General features: G+C 66.1%; 16 protein-coding genes and 1 tRNA gene. 7 read left to right on the forward strand and 10 right to left on the reverse strand.

Going from position 1 to position 17,429, the window contains the following annotated elements:
- The first annotated feature begins 266 nt into the window (after window positions 1-266).
- Window positions 267-1,925: a CYTH and CHAD domain-containing protein gene (locus A9974_RS20510; protein WP_183006019.1), complete on the forward strand. Its 1,659-nt coding sequence runs from the start codon at window positions 267-269 to the stop codon at window positions 1,923-1,925.
- A 164-nt stretch (window positions 1,926-2,089) separates the two neighbouring features.
- Here the strand turns inward: A9974_RS20510 and ftsY are convergent, their stop codons facing one another.
- Window positions 2,090-3,505, reverse strand: a complete 1,416-nt coding sequence (ftsY, locus tag A9974_RS20515) for a signal recognition particle-docking protein FtsY (protein ID WP_183006020.1) — start codon at window positions 3,503-3,505, stop codon at window positions 2,090-2,092.
- On the opposite strand from ftsY, the gene rsmD reads away from it, so the two are divergent.
- From rsmD to A9974_RS20535, 4 genes are all read left to right on the forward strand, one after another.
- Window positions 3,504-4,070, forward strand: a complete 567-nt coding sequence (rsmD, locus tag A9974_RS20520; RefSeq protein WP_183006021.1) for a 16S rRNA (guanine(966)-N(2))-methyltransferase RsmD — start codon at window positions 3,504-3,506, stop codon at window positions 4,068-4,070. The two genes, ftsY and rsmD, sit on opposite strands and share 2 nt — an antisense overlap.
- A 58-nt stretch (window positions 4,071-4,128) precedes the next feature.
- A complete protein-coding gene (coaD, locus tag A9974_RS20525; protein WP_006385942.1) occupies window positions 4,129-4,632 on the forward strand; it encodes a pantetheine-phosphate adenylyltransferase in 504 nt (167 codons plus the stop codon).
- Between the two features lie 197 nt (window positions 4,633-4,829).
- Window positions 4,830-5,081 carry a YfhL family 4Fe-4S dicluster ferredoxin gene (locus tag A9974_RS20530; RefSeq protein WP_006391351.1) on the forward strand — a complete coding sequence of 84 codons (252 nt, stop codon included), beginning with the start codon at window positions 4,830-4,832 and terminating at the stop codon, window positions 5,079-5,081.
- Window positions 5,078-6,301 carry a benzoate/H(+) symporter BenE family transporter gene (locus A9974_RS20535; protein ID WP_183006022.1) on the forward strand — a complete coding sequence of 408 codons (1,224 nt, stop codon included), beginning with the start codon at window positions 5,078-5,080 and terminating at the stop codon, window positions 6,299-6,301. The genes A9974_RS20530 and A9974_RS20535 overlap by 4 nt, the downstream gene beginning before the upstream one ends.
- A 68-nt stretch (window positions 6,302-6,369) precedes the next feature.
- Here A9974_RS20535 and A9974_RS20540 read toward each other — a convergent pair whose 3' ends face one another.
- Complete coding sequence (locus A9974_RS20540) at window positions 6,370-6,759, reverse strand: MOSC N-terminal beta barrel domain-containing protein (protein ID WP_183006023.1); 390 nt, start codon at window positions 6,757-6,759, stop codon at window positions 6,370-6,372.
- Entirely contained in the window at window positions 6,756-9,251 is a 2,496-nt protein-coding gene (locus A9974_RS20545) for an AsmA family protein (protein WP_183006024.1), read from the reverse strand. Before A9974_RS20545 ends, A9974_RS20540 begins: the two co-directional genes overlap by 4 nt.
- Window positions 9,252-9,586: 335 nt before the next feature.
- Here A9974_RS20545 and A9974_RS20550 point away from each other — a divergent pair, with 335 nt between their 5' ends.
- Both A9974_RS20550 and A9974_RS20555 read left to right on the forward strand, forming a co-directional pair.
- Entirely contained in the window at window positions 9,587-11,185 is a 1,599-nt protein-coding gene (locus tag A9974_RS20550; protein ID WP_183006025.1) for an MDR family MFS transporter, read from the forward strand.
- 3 nt (window positions 11,186-11,188) lie between these two features.
- The gene (locus A9974_RS20555) at window positions 11,189-11,632 is read left to right on the forward strand and encodes a MarR family winged helix-turn-helix transcriptional regulator (protein WP_183006026.1); all 444 of its coding nucleotides are present in this window, start codon (window positions 11,189-11,191) and stop codon (window positions 11,630-11,632) included.
- 201 nt (window positions 11,633-11,833) lie between these two features.
- Here the strand turns inward: A9974_RS20555 and ychF are convergent, their stop codons facing one another.
- From ychF to ispE, 7 genes are all read right to left on the reverse strand, one after another.
- Window positions 11,834-12,925: a redox-regulated ATPase YchF gene (gene ychF, locus A9974_RS20560; protein WP_183006027.1), complete on the reverse strand. Its 1,092-nt coding sequence runs from the start codon at window positions 12,923-12,925 to the stop codon at window positions 11,834-11,836.
- A 137-nt stretch (window positions 12,926-13,062) separates the two neighbouring features.
- Entirely contained in the window at window positions 13,063-13,845 is a 783-nt protein-coding gene (locus A9974_RS20565) for a type II CAAX prenyl endopeptidase Rce1 family protein (protein ID WP_370539664.1), read from the reverse strand.
- On the reverse strand, window positions 13,842-14,438 hold the full coding sequence (pth, locus tag A9974_RS20570) for an aminoacyl-tRNA hydrolase (RefSeq protein WP_183006029.1): 597 nt from the start codon (window positions 14,436-14,438) through the stop codon (window positions 13,842-13,844). Before pth ends, A9974_RS20565 begins: the two co-directional genes overlap by 4 nt.
- A gap of 97 nt (window positions 14,439-14,535) precedes the next feature.
- The gene (locus tag A9974_RS20575; protein WP_183006030.1) at window positions 14,536-15,153 is read right to left on the reverse strand and encodes a 50S ribosomal protein L25/general stress protein Ctc; all 618 of its coding nucleotides are present in this window, start codon (window positions 15,151-15,153) and stop codon (window positions 14,536-14,538) included.
- Between the two features lie 148 nt (window positions 15,154-15,301).
- The gene (locus A9974_RS20580; protein WP_006227587.1) at window positions 15,302-16,252 is read right to left on the reverse strand and encodes a ribose-phosphate pyrophosphokinase; all 951 of its coding nucleotides are present in this window, start codon (window positions 16,250-16,252) and stop codon (window positions 15,302-15,304) included.
- 132 nt (window positions 16,253-16,384) lie between these two features.
- Window positions 16,385-16,461: transfer RNA gene (locus tag A9974_RS20585), tRNA-Gln, on the reverse strand.
- 1 nt (window position 16,462) lies between these two features.
- Window positions 16,463-17,404, reverse strand: a complete 942-nt coding sequence (gene ispE / locus A9974_RS20590; RefSeq protein ID WP_183006031.1) for a 4-(cytidine 5'-diphospho)-2-C-methyl-D-erythritol kinase — start codon at window positions 17,402-17,404, stop codon at window positions 16,463-16,465.
- Window positions 17,405-17,429: the final 25 nt, after the last annotated feature.

Consider the following 17,429-nt stretch of genomic DNA (forward strand, 5'->3'; position numbering starts at 1 on the left):
GAGGGAATCCGAAGGGAGCCGAAGGCGGACGAGGATGACAACGGGGCAGTCCGGAGCGAAGGCTCCGGACCGCAATCGTAGCCCCGCCCTCACCCGCCTGCCCCGTCACGCGCGGCTCAAGAACCCCCTCCCACCAACAAGCAACCACCCCCTTGTTGACGCACCGCAACCCCGTCTAAGCTCAATGTGAACAAAATATGACCCGTCATCAAATAACCCCCTCCGATTGACTAAGATCTCGGCTTTTGCCGTCGGACACCCCCGCCATGTCGGAACAGGAATTGAAACTGCACGTGCCCACGGCTTCCCGCCAGGCCGTGCTTCGAGAGGTCAAGCAACGTGAAGCGACCCGCATCCGCTTGCACGCCATGTACTTCGACACCCCGGACCGTGAACTGGCCAAGGCCCGCATCGCCATCCGCCTGCGCCAGGAAGGCCGCGACTGGGTCCAGACCCTCAAGATGCCCGGCATCAACGCCATCACCCGCATCGAACTGAACCACCCCAGACCCGGCCCCGTCCTCGACCTGTCCGTCTATGCCGGTACCGAAGTCGAAGCCGCCCTGTCCGCCATCAAGGGCGAACTCGGCCTGCGCTACGAAACCGACGTCCAGCGCATGCTGCGCAAAGTCCGCACCCGCCACGGCACCGTCGAACTCGCCTACGACACCGGCATCCTGCGCGCCGGTGCGCTTGAACTGCCCATCTCCGAACTCGAATTCGAACTCGTCTCCGGCCGCCCCACCGCCATCTTCGCCGTCGCGCGCGGCTGGCAGCAGCGCCATGCCCTGGTAGCCGACCCGCGCAGCAAATCCGAGCGCGGCGATGCCCTGGCGCAACTGGCCCAGCGCCTGGCCGACGTCGACGCCATTCCCGGCGACGACCTCGAAGCCCGCCGCGCCCAGGCCATCGCCCAGTTCTGGGCCCCGCGCGGCGCCGCGTCCGTCAAACTGCGCGACGACATGACCGCGCCCCAGGCTATGGGCCGCATTGCCGCCGAATGCCTGGACCAGATCGCGCGCAACGCCGCCGTGCTGGCCGAAGTCGACACCGAAGGCGTCTACCGCGCCGGCAACTCCGAACACGTCCACCAGTTGCGCGTCGGCATCCGCCGCCTGCGTTCGGCCTGGAAACTGTTCGACGGCTGGATCGCGCCCGTGCCCGACTCCCTGCTGCAAGGCGTGCGCACGCACTTCGCCGCCTTCGGCGCCAACCGTGACCAGGACGTGCTGAACGAAACCGTTGCCCCCGCGCTGATGCGCGCCGGCATGCCCGTCATTCCCATGGAAGCCGCCCCGCCCGAACAGGACGCCCGCGCCATCGCCGGCGGCAAGGCCTTCCAGGCCTGGCTGCTGGAATTGCTGGAATGGAGCCTGGACGTGCCCCCGCCTGTGCCCACGGCCGACGGCATTGCCGTGGCCAACGGCGTGCCCAGCGATGCCGCTCCCGAGCCCGCCATCCGCCTGCAGGGCGGCGTTGCCGGCCCCAGCGTCAAGCCCACCATCATCCCCATGCTGGCGCCGGAACCTGATCCGCAGCAGCTGCACAAGCAGCTGGCGCGGCGCCTGCACCGCTGGCACAGCAAAGTGGCCGACCAGGGTACCCAGTTCGCCGCGCTCGACATTCCCACCCGCCACGAACTGCGCAAGCGCGGCAAGCGCCTGCGCTATAGCCTGGCCTTCGCTGAATCCCTGCTGCCCGCGGCCAAGCTGCGCGGCTACCGCAAGCTGCTGTCGCGCGTGCAGGACATCCTGGGCGAAATCAACGACTTGGCCGTCGCCAAGGACTACTACGAAGCGTGTACGGCCACGCATCCGCAAGCCTGGTTCGCGCTGGGCTGGATCAGCGCACGCCTGGAAGAACTGGCGCTCGATGCGCAACGGGCCTTCGACGACCTGGCAACCAGCAAGCCTTTCTGGAAATAAGGCCTGGTCCTTCAGCGGGGGCCACCGGCCCCTGCGGCCCCCGGTCCTGGCGCGCGGCAATGCGCTAGCCAGTCAAGCCTCAAAACACCGCGCCCCACGTATCCGGCATAGGAAACGTGGGGCGCGGTATTTTCCGCCGCCGAACGCGGCGGCCTTCCGATCGGTCAGTCGGCCAGCAAGGCCCCGGCGAACTCATCCGCCACGAACGGCTGCAGGTCTTCCAGGCTTTCGCCCACGCCGATCCAGTACACCGGAATCGGGCGCACGCCCTGGCTGCCCGCCGCCACCGCCGCCAGCGTGCCGCCCTTGGCGGTGCCGTCCAGCTTGGTCACGACCAGACCCGTCAGATTGATGGCGGCATCGAACGCGCGGATCTGCGCCAGCGCGTTCTGGCCGGTATTGCCGTCCACCACCAGCAGCACCTCGTGCGGCGCCGACGCGTCGGCCTTGCCGATGACGCGGCGGATCTTCTTCAGTTCTTCCATCAGGTGCAGCTGGGTCGGCAAGCGGCCCGCCGTATCCACCATCACCACGCCCATGCCGCGCGCGCGGCCGGCATTGACGGCGTCGAACGCCACCGCGGCCGGATCGCCGCCGTCCTGCGAGATCACGGTGACGTTATTGCGGCTGCCCCATTCGACCAGTTGCTCGCGCGCCGCGGCGCGGAAGGTGTCACCCGCGGCCAGCAGCACGCTGGCGCCCTGGCGCTGGAACGTATGCGCCAGCTTGCCGATCGACGTGGTCTTGCCCGCGCCGTTCACACCCGCGATCATCACCACCAGCGTCTTGGCCTGCTTCAGATCGAAGGCGCGCTCCAGCGGGCGCAGATGATCGGCCAGCAGCTGGCGCAGCGCCGCCTTGACCTGGGCCGGGTCTTCGATACGTTCTTTCTTGACCCGCGCGCGCAGCGCGGTCAGCAGCTTCTCGGTGGCCTCCAGCCCGGCATCGGCCATAATGAGCGCCGATTCGAGTTCCTCGAACAGGTTTTCGTCGACCTTGACGCCAACGAAAATGCCGCCAATGCTTTGGCCGGTACGCGACAGGCCCTGCTTCAGGCGCGACAGCCACGACGCCTTCTTGGGCGCGGGTTCGGGCGCCGGGGCCGGGGCAGGAACGGCGGCCGGGGCCGGCGTGGCAGGCGCCGCAACCAGCGGCGTGATTGCTGGGCTCGGCGTGACTGCGGCAGGCGCGGTTGCGCCTGGCGTAGCGGCAACAGGCGTAGCGGCAACAGGCGCGGGGGCAACAGCAGGAGCCGTGGCCGCCGGCGCGGTAACGACCTGCTCAGCGGCAGCCGGCGCAGCCGGTTGTGGCGCGGCAGGCTGAGGCACCGAGGCAGGTTGCGGTTGCGGCACGCTGGCAGGCGCCGGCGCGGGCACCGACGCGGCCGGAACTGGCAGCGTCAGCTCGGGCGGCGCGGCCGGCGAGAATTCGCGTAGCGGAGCGGGGGATTGAACGGGTGCGGCGGGCGTCTCGACGCCGGCTTGCGGGCCGGGCGCGGCATCCACGCCCTCTGGCGGCGGCGCGGGCTGGGCCGGCGCGGCGGGCGGAGGGGATTTTTTCTTGAAGAAGCGGCTAAACATGGGTAACAAGTATATTCGTATCGTTGGGGGCCAATACCGGCGCACCCCTATCGCCGTGCCCGACGTGGAAACGCTCCGTCCGACGCCCGACCGGGTGCGGGAAACGCTGTTCAACTGGCTCAATCACCTGTGGGGCGGCGAATTCGCCGACAAGCAGGTGCTGGATCTGTTCGCTGGCAGCGGGGCCCTGGGGTTCGAAGCGGCCTCGCGCGGCGTGGCGCATGTGCAGATGGTCGAACGGGACAAGACCGCCGCGTCCGCGCTGCGGACACTGCGCGACAAGCTCAAAGCCGACATGATACGCATCCACGTGGGCGATGCGATGCAGGTCGCCGAAAGAATGGATGCGTCCCGATTTGACCTCATTCTTCTGGATCCGCCGTTCGGACAAGGCTGGCTGCCGCGCCTGTGGCCGATCCTGCCGGGCATCCTGGCCGAAGACGGGCTGGTCTATGTCGAGGCCGAAACCGCCATCGACGCCCCCGACGGATTCGAGTTATTGCGCCAGGACAAGGCCGGGGCGGTCCACTACCATCTGCTGAAATTTGCTGCATTGCGCAAATAGGTCAATAATCCGAGCTTCGGAGGATGGTGTACACCACTAATAACGGTACGGAGCTCGCATGATCATCGCTGTTTACCCCGGCACTTTCGACCCGCTGACCAGAGGCCACGAAGACCTGGTCCGCCGTGCCGCCACGCTTTTCGACAAAGTCGTGGTCGGTATCGCCCATAGCCGCAACAAGAAGCCCTTCTTCAGCATCGACGAGCGCGTGGACATCGCGCGCGAAGTGCTGGGACACTATCCCAACGTGGAAGTGCAAAGCTTCGGCGGCCTGCTCAAGGACTTCGTGCGCGACCAGGGCGGCCGCGTCATCGTGCGCGGCCTGCGCGCCGTGTCCGACTTCGAATACGAATTCCAGATGGCCGGCATGAACCGCCATCTGCTGCCCGACGTCGAAACCCTGTTCATGACGCCGTCGGATCAATACCAGTTCATCTCGGGCACCATCGTGCGCGAAATCGCCCAGTTGGGCGGCGACGTCAGCAAGTTCGTGTTTCCCTCGGTCGAACGCTGGCTGCAGGAAAAAGCCAAGGAACGCCGCGAGCAGTCCTGGCCGGGCTGACCTCGCGGGCTCCCCCCGCCGCCGAATCCCCCGAAGAGCGCCTCGTGCGCTCTTCTTGCGCTTTTGCGGCCGCAAATCCGCGGGAACCCGTCCCCATCGGGCTAATGGCAGGACGGCGCCAGGGGCTTGTCCGGGCGCCGCTCAAGGCCGGCAGTACAATGGCTGCGCCCCCCGCCTGATTCCACTGCCCATCCATCATGGCTCTGACCATCACCGAAGAATGCATCAATTGCGACGTTTGCGAGCCCCAGTGCCCGAACGACGCAATTTCCATGGGCGAGGACTACTACGTCATCGACCCTGACCGCTGCACGGAATGCGTCGGCCACCACGACGAGCCCCAGTGCAAAGTGGTCTGCCCGGTGGAATGCATCGAGCTGCACCCGCAATGGAACGAAGGCCAGGAACAACTCATGGCCAAGTACCGTCGCTTGACCGGTGCCGCATGAGCGACGCCGCGCAACCTGGCTTCAATCCCCCCAACTCCCGCCCCCACGCCCGCCGCGACCTGTCTGCTTCCGCCATCGCGGCTGGCCTGGTCGCCGTGCTGGTCAGCTTCGGCGGCACCGCGGTGCTGATGGTGCAGGCCGGCCACGCAGCCGGCCTGGACGCCGCCCGCATCGGTTCCTGGATCGGTTCGCTCAGCCTGGTGCTGGGCTTCGGCGGCGCGGCCTACAGCCTGCGCACGGGCCTGCCCATCGTCATGGCCTGGTCCACCCCTGGCGCCGCCTTGCTGGTCACCGCGCTGGCCGGCGTGCCCTTTCCCGAGGCCATTGGCGCCTTCGTGCTGGCCGCCGCGCTGACCCTGGCCTGCGGCCTGTTCGGCTGGATCGACCCCATCCTGCGCCGCATCCCCGGCGAAGTCGCCGCCGCCATGCTGGCCGGCGTGCTGCTCAACTTCGGCATGGGGGTCTTCACCAACATCAGCAAGCAACCTGCGCTGGTCCTGACCATGTGCGCCGCCTATCTGATCTGCCGGCGCTGGGCGCCCCGCTACGCCGTGCTGGTGGTGATGGTCGTGGCCGTCGCCATGGCCGCCGGCCTGGGCCTACTGCAAGTCGACCAGCTGGACTGGCACCTGACCGAATTCGTCTGGACCACGCCCGTATTCAGCGCGCAGGCCGCGGTCAGCCTGGGCATCCCGCTGTTCGTGGTGGCCATGGCCTCGCAGAACCTGCCCGGCCTGGCGATCCTGCAAGCCGCGGGCTACCGCCCCCCGGCCTCGCGCCTGGTCGCCGCCACCGGCTTCCTGGGCCTGCTGGCGGCCCCGTTTGGCGCCCATAGCGTCACCCTGGGCGCCATCAGCGCCGCCATCTGCACAGGGCCCGAGGCGCACGCCGATCCGTCCAAGCGCTACATCGCCGCCGCCACCTACGGCATCGGCTATTTCGCGCTGAGCATCGTGGCCGGCGCGGTCGCCGTGTTCTTCCAGGCGCTACCCGCGGCCCTGCTGGCCGCGCTGGCCGGCCTGGCGCTGCTGGGCACCATCATGGGCGGCATGGCCGCAGCCATGGCCAACCCGCAGCGGCGCGAAGCCGCGCTCATCACGCTGCTGGCCACGGCCTCGGGCTTCAGTTTCTGGGGTATCGGGTCGGCCTTCTGGGGCCTGGTGGCAGGCCTGCTGGCCCACACCGCGTTCGAGTACAAGCGCAAGCAGACTGCGCAGTAGGGCATTCCAAGACGGCTTCAAAGACGCGCCGCGCGAGGCCCCGTGGCCCGCGCGGCGCCGCCGACCGCTCAGGCCGGCCAGACGGACACGGGCGTGTCCGGATGCACCTTCAGGATGCGGCACGGCACCTGCACGAAATTCGAGATCCAGGCCGCGGCCAGCTCGCCTTCGTCGACCACGTCGATGATCTGCTCGCCCACCTTCATGCTGTAGCGCACGCTATCGTCGTCTTCGATGACGTCCAGCGGGATGTCCATGCGCAGCATGCCCGGCGCGCGCAGCACCAGGTAGCCCAGCCGCAATTCCACCGTCACCTCGGCCAGGCGCGGGCACAGCTCGCGATTCAGCCACTGGCCCGAATCGTTCGCCACCAGCCACTGGCGGTGATAGGCGGCGGCCTCGGGCTGCGCCGTATGGCCGCACTGGGCGATAGGCTGGAAGACGGCGTCGGCGCTCATTTGCCGAGCAGGCCCTTCAGAGCTTTGTCCACCGCCGCGCCGCCCTTACCCTTGCCGGTCACGGCCTCGCGCAGCTTGTTTTCCAGGCTGCGCTTGAGGATGCCGCCGATGGCGTCTTTCCAGAGCAGCGTGTAGGTGGGCTTGTCGAACGGCCCCTTCACGTGCACGGGAATGGTCACGTCCTTCAGGTCGATCAGTTCCCGGCCTTCGGGGTCGGCGGCCGGGTTGACCACCCGGGCGCGCGCCACCAGGTCCAGTTCGTTCTTGACGAAGTCGATGGTGGCCGGTTCGCCCTGCGTCACGCGCAACAGCGGCGACACGACGTTCAGGCGCTTCACGCTGGCCACGCCCTTGGTGAAGGCCAGGTCGGCGTCCATTTCCGAGAAGGCGGTCTGCTTGCTGGTGTCGGCGGCCACGGTCGTGTCCTGCGACTCCGGCTTGAGCACGGCCTTCAGGTCGCGCAGCGTCTGGGTCAGGTTGATGCCCTTGACCGCACCATCGCGCAGACGCACCTGCAGCGTGCCGCCCAGGTTGCTCTTCATGGCGTAGGTATTGGCGCCGCCGGTCTTCAGGTCCAGCGCCAGGCTGCCCGTGCCGGACAGCACGTTCTTCTGCGCCAGGTCCATCAGCAGCGGTTCGATGGCGATGCCCGCCAGCGACATCTTGGTGGCCAGCTGATTGCCCTGCGCCGCGTCCACCGACAACGCGCCGGCCAGCTTGCCGCCGTACAGCCCGGCGGTGAGACTGGAGATATCGAGCTTGCCGCGTTCCAGCTTGACCGCGGCGGCGACGTCGTCGGCCTTCAGGCCGCGCACCACCAGCTTGCCGACCTTGAGCGTGCCGTTCACGCTGGGGCCGACCAGGGCCGACAGGTTGATCGAGTCGTCCGCGGGCGCGGCAGGCGCCGGCTGGGCGGGCTTGTTTTCGTCTTTCTTGCCGTCGGCGGGCGGCTTGGCGGGCACGGCCGCGACCGGCGGCACCAGCTTGTCCAGATCCAGCGTATCCACCGCCAGCGCGAAATTGACCTGCGGCGCATCGCTGAGCTTGGTGATGTCGGCGCTCAGGTCGAACTTGCCGCCTTCCAGCACCGCGTTGATCTTGCTGTTGGCCTGGTCTTTCAACAGGTCCACATTCAGGCTGCCGATCACGGGGATCTGCAGGTTGCCCTTGGGCAAGCCCGGATCGGTGATGTTCACATCGCCGCGCAGGCCCGACAGGCCGCCCCTGCGCTGCAGCAAGTTCAGCGACAGCGGCGAGGCGAAGTTCAGCTTGACGATGCGTTCGCCGTTCTTGGACGTGCTGTCCAGCTTGGCTTCCTTGATGTCCAGCTCGGTCGCATTGCCGCTGATGCCATTCAGGCCGAAGCTGGCATCCAGCCCGCTGATGCGCACGCGGCCGGTCAAGGCCTCGCCGGTGGCCTGCGCGGGCGAAATGTTCAGCGCCGGCGCATCCACCGCGAATTCAAACGGGCCATCGGCCACGCCGCCCTTGGCGCGCACCGCCAGCTTTTCGATCTGCAACTGGCTCTTGTGCGGGTCGATCGACAGCTTGGGCATCGCCACGCTGGCTTCGACGCCGGTGGCGCGAGCGGCCGGATCGGTGATGTCGCCCTGGAACACCAGTTCCAGGCCGGCCACGTCCAGCGCCGACTTCTGGCCGTTGAACGCCAGGTTGCCGCGCATCGCCAGGCTCTTGGCCTCGGCGCCCGGGAGCTTGCCGTCCATGCGCAGATCCAGCTTTTGGGCCGCATAGCGCTTGGCCGAGGGGTCCAGCGTCAAGAGCGCCTGACCCGTCAGGTTGGCGTCGATACGCGGATTGCCGCCCTCGACGCGGGCCGTCAGGCGCACGTCGAACGGCTGGTTGAACGTGACGCGGCCGGTATTGGCGTTGATCTTGGTGACGGCCACCGCCATGCCCGACATTTCGTCCTGCAGCAGGACTTCGCCGTCTTTCAGATCCAGGCCGGCGATGTCGATCTGCATGTTGTTGCGCGCCGCCGGCGAGGCGCCGGTAGTCAGCGCCTGGGCCGCGGTCTGGGCCGCGCCGGCAAGGGCCTCGGCCGGATTGGCGGGCGTTGCCACCACCGGCGCTGTGCCGCCGACCAGATTGCTGAAATTGAACTGGCCGTCCTTGCCGCGCACCACCCGGGCCTTGAAGCCGCTGATGGCCACATGGTCCACCACGAAGCTGTTGGACAGGAGCGGCCATACGGCCACCGCCAGCCGGGTGCTTTCGATGGAGGCGAAATTCTCGGTGCTATTGGCTTCGGACAGCGACACGCCCTGCACCGACAGGCCGATGCGGGGGAACAGCGACAGCTCGATTTCGCCGTCGATCGTGAGCGTGCGGTGATAGCGTTCCTGGACGAGCTCTTCGAGCTTGTACTTGTACGCGTTGGGGTCGAACGTCAGCAAAAAGATGGCCAGGCCAACGACGGCCACGACAACCAACACCACCAGGCCTATCAGAATGCGCTTGAACCACGTTTTCATTGCCGCCCCGTCGGACCCTCGACTGGTAATCCTTGAATGCCACCCGCCGCGCCGGGCGCGGAGATGACGCTTTGCCCTGGCGAAACCGCCCGGCATCCTGATCTGTCTGCCTTCCATGGCATGCCGCCGCATGCGCCTGGCCTGGGGCCGGGTCGCCTGAAAGTGGGGCTGCCGAAGGAAAGATTTGCTGAAGACGCCGGCATGGCCTGCGTGCAGATACCCGCTATCGTAACAAATCGGGCCCGCCTGCGCGCCGGCCGCGAAACTGACGGCTTTCTGTCTGCGGGATTGTAGGACTAGAATTATTGATCCATCAATCATTGACATATCCAACAATGCCCGCCCCCAACCCCAGCACCCCGTATTCGCCCGGCCAGGTGCTTCCCTTCCGGCAGACCCTGCTTGCCATGCTGGGCATGTGCTTCGTCATGATGATGGTGGCCATCGACCAGACCGTGGTGGGCACCGCGCTACCCACCATCGTGGCCGAACTCAAGGGTTTCGAGCTGTACGCGTGGGTGGCGACCTCGTACCTGCTGACCTCCGTCATCACCGTGCCGATCTTCGGCCGGCTGGGCGACTACTACGGCCGCAAGCCCTTCGTCGTCGCGGCCATCGTGCTGTTCACCCTGGCCTCGGTGCTGTGCGGCGCGGCCGACAGCATGCTCACCCTGGTGCTGGCGCGGGCCTTGCAAGGCATCGGCGGCGGCATGCTGGTGGGTACGGCCTTCGCGTCCATCCCCGACCTGTTCCCCGATCCCCACGTGCGCCTGCGCTGGCAGGTCATGCTCAGTTCCGCTTTCGGCATCGCCAACGCCGTCGGCCCGTCGCTGGGCGGCGCGCTGACCGAGCACTACGGCTGGCGCTCGGTGTTCTACGTCAACCTGCCCATCGGCATCCTCGGCGTGTTCTTCGTGGCGCGCTACCTGCCCCACCTGCGCAACCACACCGCCGGCAAGGTCCGGCTGGACTGGCAAGGCGCCCTGCTGATCGCCGCCGCGCTGGGCGGCCTGCAACTGCTGGTCGAACTGCTGCCCAAGGAGGGCGCCAGCCTCACCATCGCCCTGCTGGGCGCCGGCAGCGTCGCCGCATTCGGCCTGCTCTTCTGGTGGGAACGCCGTTGCCCGCATCCGCTACTGCCCCTGGACATGTTCCGCAACCGCGGCCTGGCCATGCTGTTCACCCTGGCGCTGCTGGTCGGCGTGACCATGTATTCGCTGCTGTTCTACGCCCCCCTGCTGCTGCAAGGCGGCTTCGGCCTGTCGCCGCAGGACGCCGGCCTGCTGATCACGCCGCTGGTGGTTTTCATCACCGTGGGCAGCATCGTCAACGGCCGCATCATCACCCGCATCCGCAACCCCAACCGCATGCTGTACGCCGGCTTCATCCTGATGGCCGCGTCCTGTCTGGGCATCGTCACCACCCACAACTACACCTCGCACGGCCTCATCGCCGCCTACATGATGATGGCCGGCCTGGGCATGGGCTTCATCATGCCCAACCTCACCGTCTTCGCCCAGCAGACCGCCGGCCGCACCCACCTGGGTATCGCCACCGCGCTGTTGCAGTCGCTGCGCATGATCGGCGGCATGCTCGGCACTGCGGTCGTCGGCACCATGGTCAATCACAGCTACTTCAGCGGCGTGGAATCCACGCTGCGGGGCACGTCGGCCCAGTGGCTGCCACAACTGGACGACCCGCAGATGCTGGTCAATCCGGCGGCCCAGACGCAGTTCCTGGCACAATTGGCGCATCAAGGCCAGGATGGAGCGTCGCTGATCGAGATCGCGCGCGTGGCGCTGGTCAGCGCCATCCACGAGGGGCAGCTCATCGCCCTGGCGGTCGCGGTGCTGGCGCTGTGGTGCGTGCGGCGCGTCCCCCTGGTGCAATTGGCGCGCGCTCCCAAACCGGAGCCCGCCGGCGTCGGAGAGTAGCTTTTGCCAAAACAACAGCAAGGCCTGCAAGTCATCCAGCACATGGGCCAGACCTACCGCGTGATGCAAAGCGCCTTCAGCGCCAAGGTCGGCCACGCGCTACCGCGCTGGCGCATTCTCCTGGCGCTGCATGAATGCGGGCAGTGTTCGCAAAAACACCTGGCCGAACGCTGCCGGCTCGACCCGGCATCCCTCACGCGTCAGTTGCAGGCCATGCAGAAACTGGGCTGGATCTCCCGCGCGGTCGATGCCAACGACAACCGGCTGACCAATGCGCGGCTGACCCCGGCCGGGCAGGCGGTGGTTGATGAAGCGCTGCCCAAGCGGGCGGCGTTTTTTGATGAGTCGCTCAAGGGCTTGTCGGCCACGGATATCGATACGCTGAATCGGGTGTTGAGCGTGCTGGAAGAGAATTTCCTGCGCGGGGCGGGGGACAAGAACGCTTGAGCGGGCGCGGCGCTCGGGCGGGTCTTGTACGAGTGCGAGGATAGTCCTCGCAATTTCCGGGGCGATCACACGCCGATGCACTGCACGACATGTGGCGAATAATCCCGCGTCAAAAAAAAGGCCGCATGACCATGCGGCTTTCTTGTTGAAAGGTAGCGCACCGCCGGGCATTCATGGAAGGCCCGACAACGGCGCGGCCGATCAGACGTTGAACAAGAAATTCATCACATCGCCATCCTGCACGATGTATTCCTTGCCTTCCGCGCGCATCTTGCCCGCTTCCTTGGCGCCCTGCTCGCCCTTGTAGGCAATGTAGTCTTCGTACGCGATGGTCTGCGCGCGAATGAAGCCGCGCTCGAAGTCGGTGTGAATCACGCCCGCGGCTTGCGGCGCGGTGGCGCCGATGGCGACGGTCCAGGCGCGCACTTCCTTCACGCCGGCGGTGAAGTAGGTTTGCAGGCCCAGCAGCTTGAAGGCGGCGCGGATCAGGCGGTTCAAGCCCGGTTCTTCCATGCCCATGTCGGACAAGAAGGCTTGGCGGTCGGCGTCGTCCAGATCAACGATTTCCGATTCGATGGCGGCGCAGATGGCCACGACCGGCGCGTTGCGGGCGGCGGCGAATTCGGTCAGGCGGTCCAGCAGCGGGTTGTTGGTGAAACCGTCGTCGGCCACGTTGCCCACGTACATCGCGCGCTTGGCGGTGATAAAGCACAGCTGGGCGATGTCGGCGTGCTCTTCCGTGGTCAGGTCCAACGCGCGGATCGGCTTGGCTTCGTTCAGCTGGGCCACGCATTTTTCCAGCACGGCCACGATGCGCTGCGACTCCTTGTCGCCGGAACGGGCGGTTTTCTGGTGGCGTTGCAGGGCCTTTTCGGCGGTTTGCAGGTCGGCCAGGGCCAGTTCGGTTTCGATGACTTCGATGTCGGCGATGGGGTCGACCTTGCCGGCCACGTGGATCACGTTGGGGTCTTCGAAGCAGCGCACCACGTTGACGATGGCGTCGGTTTCGCGGATGTGCGAGAGGAACTGGTTGCCCAGGCCTTCGCCCTTGCTGGCGCCGGCCACCAGGCCGGCGATGTCCACGAATTCGACCGTGGCCGACAGGATGCGTTCGGGCTTGACGATTTCAGCCAGCTTCTGCAGACGCGGATCCGGCACCTCGACCACGCCGACGTTGGGTTCGATGGTGCAGAACGGATAGTTCTCGGCGGCGATGCCGGCGCGGGTCAGAGCATTGAAGAGTGTCGATTTGCCGACGTTGGGCAGGCCGACGATGCCGCATTGCAGAGCCATGGGAATCCTGTGTAAGTACGGTATTGAGCGTTAACGTTCTAGTTTACCCCGCCGGGGGCTACGACACGGCGAAAGGGCAGGCACCGCCGGCCGGTGGCGGGGACAGCGCGGACAGGCGGCATGGAGCGCCGCCGCGGTCACTGCGCGGCGGCAGGCAGCCAGCGCATTACCGCCCAGATCAACAAAATGGGGCCAGCGTTAAAGGTGGCGTGCAGCGCGATCGCGGCGCCAATGCCGCGGCGCACGCGGATCCAGCCCAGCACCAGGCCCGTAACCCACTGCGGCAGCACCAGCAGCGGCAACAACCAGAACGGCGTGTCCTTGAAGATGAAGTTGGTCAGGTGCACGGCGGCGAAGGTCAGCGCCACCAGGTGGAACACCCAGCCGAAATGCTTCAGGTAGTGGCGTCGCCAGGCGGTGTTCCAGCCTTTGAGCGGTTCAGGCCTGAGGCGCAGCGACCAGCACACCAGCAGCACGAAGGCGGCCAGCAGCAAGCCGGTCCAGATGCGTGGCCCGTACAGCACCACCGGCAGCAGCGCGGGGCAGAACCATAGCGCCTGCTTGGGGCGGCGCAGGCCGTAGCGGAACAGCATTTCCTCGACCAGCGGCGCCCAGATGATTGCGGTCAGCCAAGGGATATTGGCCGGGTCCAGCCGATGGGTGACGCCACCCGCCCCGGCCGCGGCGACGGCCAGCGGCCCCAAGGCGAACAGGTTGATCAGCCACAGCACGCCCGCCCAGGCCAGGATGCGCCCGGGGCTGACGCCAGGCCACCAGTCCGAGACCCAGCCGATCGCCGCCGTGCGCCCGGGCAGGCGCCGCACGGGATGCGGATGACGCACAAAGCGCCAGAAGTCCGCCAGCTCGCTGCGAAAACGCGGCTTGCGGACAGGCTGGGAAGCCGGGCTGCTATCCATCAGGCGTCGTTGCCGGTGTGCAATTGGCGGGTCGCCAGCGGAAAGTCGCCCGCCAGCATGGCCGGCACGACGGCGCGGCAACGATCGATGACGGCCTCGATCTCTTTCTGTTCTTCGCGGCGCGGCGGGTGCAGCACGAAATCAGCGACCTGCTGGGCCAGGCCCAGCGTGCGCGGATGGCCGATGCCGATGCGCAGGCGCCAGAAATTCGGACTGCCCAGCGCGGCCTGGATGTCTTTCAGGCCGTTGTGGCCGGCGTGGCCGCCGCCTTGCTTGAGTTTCACCTGCCCCGGCATCAGGTCCAGTTCGTCATGCAGCACCAGCACCTGCTCGGGCACCAGCTTGTAAAAGCGCGCCAGCGCCCCGACCGCCTGGCCGGAACGGTTCATGTAGGTGTTGGGCTTGAGCAGCAGGACGTTGTCGGCCCCCAGGCGGGATTTGGCCACCATGCCGAAGAAGGATTTCTCCAGCGCAAAAGAAGCGCGCAGATCGTCCGCCAGATGGTCGGCCAGCCAGAAGCCGGCATTGTGCCGGGTGGTTTCGTAGTCGGGACCGGGGTTACCCAATCCCACGATGAGGCGTATGGGAATAGACATGATGGGGGGTGTTTAAACCAAAAAACCCTGCGCATGCAAATGCACACGCAGGGTTTCGGGCACAAGCCGCAGGAAAGCCGGAGCTTTCCGGCAGGGCTTAGGCGGCCGGGGCAGCCGGAGCGGCTTCGTCGGCGTCGTCAGCGGCGGCGCCGCCCTTGACGACAGCGGCAGCCAGCAGCGGGTTGGCGTCAGCGCCGTGGGGCACGTAGGTCACGCCCATCGGCAGCTTGATGTCGGCCAGGTGGATCGAAGCGCCAGCCAGGATGTTGGTCAGGTCGACTTCGATGAACTGGGGCAGCGCTGCCGGCAGGCAGGTCACTTCCAGTTCGGTCGTCACGTGGCTGATGATGGCGCCCGACAGCTTGACGGCCGGCGAGACTTCAGCGTTGATGAAGTGCAGCGGCACCTTGGTGCGCAGGGCTTGGTTGGCGTCCACGCGCTGGAAGTCCACGTGCAGGACTTGCGGCTTGTAGGCGTGCCATTGAACCGAACGCAGCAGAACTTGTTCTTCAGCGGCGCCTTCGAGCTGCATTTGCAGGATCGATGCGTGGAATTCTTCCTTGCGCAGCGCGTGATAGATCTCGTTGTGGTCGAGTTCGATGTTCAGAGGGGCAGCCGTACCACCATAGACAATGGCGGGAACGCGGCCCGCGCGGCGCAGGCGGCGGCTCGCACTCGAACCCTGGACGCTACGCGCAGTGGCGATAAATTTCATGGAAAACTCCAAAAACAAAAAATAGCGAAGAAACTTCGCCGGTTAAAGCACGGCGCACAACAGGTGCGCCGTGTTGCTTGTGTCTTGCCGCGACCAGCAAGACACAAAAAAAACGGGATGGGCGCAAGGCCCGGCCGACGCCTTGGCGTCAGTCGACGAACAGCGAGCTGACCGATTCCGCGTTCGAGATACGCAGGATGGTCTCGCCCAACAGCGCGGCGCACGACAGCTGGCGGATCTTGCCGCTGGCCTGGCCTTGCTCGGAGAGCGGAATGGTGTCGGTGACGACCAGTTCGTCCAGTTCCGACGCTTCGATGCGGTCGATGGCGCCGCCCGACAGCACGGGGTGCGTGCAATAGGCGTAAACGGCGCCGGCGCCGCGGTCTTTCAGGGCCTGGGCCGCCTTGCACAGCGTGCCGGCGGTGTCGACCATGTCGTCCATGATGATGCAAGTGCGGCCGTCGACTTCACCGATGATGTTCATCACTTCCGACACGTTGGCGCGCGGACGACGCTTGTCGATGATGGCCAGGTCGGCTTCGAGCTGCTTGGCCAGCGCGCGGGCACGGACCACGCCGCCGATGTCAGGGGACACCACGACCAGGTTCGAGAAATTGCGGCGCCAGATGTCGCCCAGCAAGATCGGACCGGCGTAGATGTTATCCACGGGGATGTCGAAGAAGCCCTGGATCTGGTCGGCGTGCAGGTCCATGGTCAGGACACGGTCAACGCCAGCCACTTGCAGCATGTTGGCCACGACCTTGGCCGAGATGGCCACGCGCGCCGAACGCGGGCGGCGGTCTTGGCGGGCATAGCCAAAATAGGGAATCGCGGCGGTGATGCGGCCGGCCGAGGCGCGGCGCAGGGCATCGACCATGACCATGATTTCCATCAGGTTGTCATTGGTAGGCGCACAGGTGGGCTGCAGGACGAAGACGTCCTTGCCACGCACGTTCTCGTTGATTTCGACCATCACCTCGCCGTCGGAGAAGCGACCGACGGTCATCTTGCCCAGGGACATATCGAGGTGGTTGACTACGTCCACGGCCAGCCGAGTATTGGCCGTGCCCGTGAAGATCATGAAGCTATCGTTTGCCATGATGGATGATGCGATGGTCGTTTAAGACACTGACGAGATGATGCGAGAACCTGCGGACCGGAAAATAAAAAAGCTGCTGAACCCGGGCCAGTGTCTTACAGGCGTGTTCAACAGCTTTTTTATGTATTCGGTTGGCTGGGGAGGAAGGATTCGAACCTTCGCATGCCGGAATCAAAATCCGGTGCCTTAACCAGCTTGGCGACTCCCCAACTATCTTGCAATCCAATTCCGCAACGGATGCTCAGTCAACCCAGGACAAGCCTGCACTAACCGGAACCGTGGATGCGTTGTGCTGTTTGTGCAATCTGCGTTTTCGCAGTTTGTTTTAACAGCGCCGCGCATTGTAGCGGTAATTTCCGTTTTCGCCAAAACGGCCTCCGAAAGTTCGGAAAACTCGGCGTATAAACACGCGCCAGATCCCGACATGCGAACTGGGATTCCCCTGCGGGCAAGGGTTTCCTGTTCAGCAAGCCACCGCGATGCCCTGAAAACTTCAGGATAAAGACGGAAGACTACCGGCTCCAAGTCGTTCCTGCCGAAGCAAAAAGTTGGCGAAGCAAGAAAGTCCGCTATTGTGATGTAAGAAGAATCTCTTGTCAAATCGGGTGCCGAAAAAATTCCAACGGTCGGCACGCTCGCGTCGGGTTGCGCCACCAGATAGGCGCGTGCGGGCAGGTCCAGCGGCGTCAGCTTTTCGCCCACGCCCTCGGCAAAGGCCGATTGGCCGAACACGAATACCGGCACGTCCGCCCCCAACGGCAAGGCCAGGTCCATCAATTGGCGCCGCGTCAGGCCCGTACCCCAGAGCCGGTTCAAGGCGATCAGCACGGTCGCCGCATCGCTCGATCCGCCGCCCAGCCCGCCGCCCTGCGGAATGCGCTTTTCCAGCGCGATCTGCGCGCCTTGGCGCGTGCCGGTGGCCTGCTGCAGGACGCGGGCGGCGCGCAGGGTCAGGTCGTCGGCTTCGGATACGCCCGGCAGGTCCGCCGCGCGGCTGATGACGCCGTCGGCGCGCGCCTCGAAATGCAGCGTGTCGCACAGGTCGATGAAGCGGAAGGCCGTCTGCAGCAGGTGGTAGCCGTCGGGACGGCGGCCCACCACATGCAGGAAGAGGTTCACCTTGGCGGGCGCGGGAACGTCGTAGAGGGTCACGGCGGATCGGAAAAATGGATGGATG

Source organism: Achromobacter sp. UMC71, from assembly GCF_014170305.1.
Taxonomy (GTDB): Bacteria; Pseudomonadota; Gammaproteobacteria; order Burkholderiales; family Burkholderiaceae_B; genus Achromobacter.